General features: G+C 62.4%; 2 protein-coding genes. Both read left to right on the forward strand.

The features are described 5' to 3' along the window. A partial coding sequence (locus DBR24_RS26190; protein WP_146189123.1) for a PLP-dependent aminotransferase family protein occupies positions 1-1,402 on the forward strand: 1,402 nt, incomplete at its 5' end. A gap of 123 nt (positions 1,403-1,525) precedes the next feature. Continuing rightward, positions 1,526-1,819: a putative quinol monooxygenase gene (locus tag DBR24_RS26195; RefSeq protein ID WP_123468040.1), complete on the forward strand. Its 294-nt coding sequence runs from the start codon at positions 1,526-1,528 to the stop codon at positions 1,817-1,819. The last annotated feature ends 60 nt before the right edge of the window (positions 1,820-1,879 follow it).

The following is a 1,879-nucleotide window of genomic DNA, read 5'->3' on the forward strand; positions in this document are numbered from 1 at the left end:
GGACCTCGCCGGCCAGTTGTACCAACAGCTGCGCGGGGCCATCGAATCCGGGCGTCTCGCGGCGGGTACGCAGTTGCCGCCCAGCCGCCTGTTGGCCGAACAACTGGGCATCTCGCGCAAGACCATTTCCGACACCTACGCCCAGTTGACCTACGAAAACTTCCTCACCGGAGTGATCGGCAAAGGCACCTACGTCAATGCGCGCCCGGCGCAGATTCAGCGCAAGCAAAGCCACACTGAACTGGCCAGCGCCGAGGTGATCGAGCGCTGGCGCACCCTGCCGATGTTCCTGCAGCACCCGACGCTGCAAGGCTCGCTGCGCTACGACTTCATCGGCGGCGCCACCAGCAAGGGCCAGTTTCCCCATGACGACTGGCGCCGCTGCGTCGCGCACGCCATGCGCCAGATGGCCGCCTCCAAGGGTTTCTACAGCGTGCCCGAAGGCCTTCCGGCGCTGCGCCATGCGATTGCCGGGCACATCGCGTTCTCACGCGGGATCAACTGCCAGGACGAAGACATCGTGGTGTGCAACGGTGCACAACAGGCGCTGGACTTGATCTCCCGCGTGCTGATCAGCCCCGGCAGCCGGGTGGCAATGGAAGACCCGGGCTACCCGCCAGCGCGTCTGCTGTTCGGCACCCACGGCGCACAAGTGGTCGGTGTGCCGGTGGATGCCGAAGGCATTGTGGCCGAGCAGATTCCCGAGGGCACGCGGCTGATTTACGTCACCCCGTCACACCAGTTCCCGCTGGGTATGTCGATGAGCCAGGCGCGCCGTGAAGCCTTGCTGGCCCGAGCCTATGAACTGGGGGCGATCATCATCGAGGACGACTATGACAGCGAATTCCGCTACGAAGGTCGCCCTACTGACTCACTGCACGACCTCGATCAGCGCGGCATCGTCGCCTACGTCGGCACGTTCTCCAAAACCCTGCTGCCAGAGCTGCGCCTGGGCTACGCGATCCTGCCGCCGGCGATCCTCGAAGCGGTGATTCGCGCCAAAAAACTCACCGACCAGCATGCCCCGACTTTGCCGCAATGGGCGCTGGCCAAGTTCATCGCCGAGGGTTGTCTGCTCAAGCACATCCGCCGCTGCCACGCGATTTACGCCCAGCGCCGCAAACGGATTCTGGCGCGCATGGCGACCGATCTGTCGCCCTGGCTCGACGCGGTGCCAGCCAGTGCGGGCTTTCATATGGCGGTGCTCTGCAAGGTGCCGATCGATCTGCCGCTGGTGATCGAACTGGCGAAAAGGGTCGAGGTCGGCCTGTACTCCATCGACATTTTCTATGACCAGCAACCGGCGAAAAACGGCTTGTACTTCGGTTTCGGCGCCATTGAAACGCTGGACATTGATATCGCTCTGGATCGCCTGCGCGACATCCTGCAACAAGTTGCGTGAATGATTGGACTGGGTGATTAACCGCCGATTGGTTATTGGTGATCCGGGGGTGCAGGCCTATTCTGCACCAGCGTTATCCCTCAATGAGCAGGACTCGTCCGGCCTGATTAAGGAGTGTGAGCAATGTCCAACGAAGTGATCAACACCGTTCAGGTGCAGGCCGCCGCCGGCCGCTCGGAGGAGCTGGGCAGGCAACTGCAGAGGATCGTCGACACCTTGCGCGAGACACCCGGCTGCGATTCCTACCTGGTCGACCGCTGCCCCGAGGACAGCCACCGCTGGACGGTCAGCGCCCACTGGCAGTCGGAGGCGGCGATGCAGGCGCACTTCAACCGGCCCGAGGCGCAGGGGTTTATTGACCTGATTGATAGCCGGCTGGCCAATAGCGTCGATTTCAACTCGTTTCCTATCGTTTGACCTTATTGACGCCATCGCTGGCAAGCCAGCTCCCACGGTTTTTTGTGTCGTACATTAATT

Origin of the sequence: Pseudomonas sp. HMWF006, assembly GCF_003061205.1 — a bacterium.
GTDB lineage: Bacteria > Pseudomonadota > Gammaproteobacteria > Pseudomonadales > Pseudomonadaceae > Aquipseudomonas > Aquipseudomonas monsensis.

Excerpts from the sequence above, each read along its gene's own strand:
- DBR24_RS26195 (WP_123468040.1), top strand. The coding sequence starts at position 1,526 with ATGTCCAACGAAGTGATCAACACCGTTCAGGTGCAGGCCGCCGCCGGC.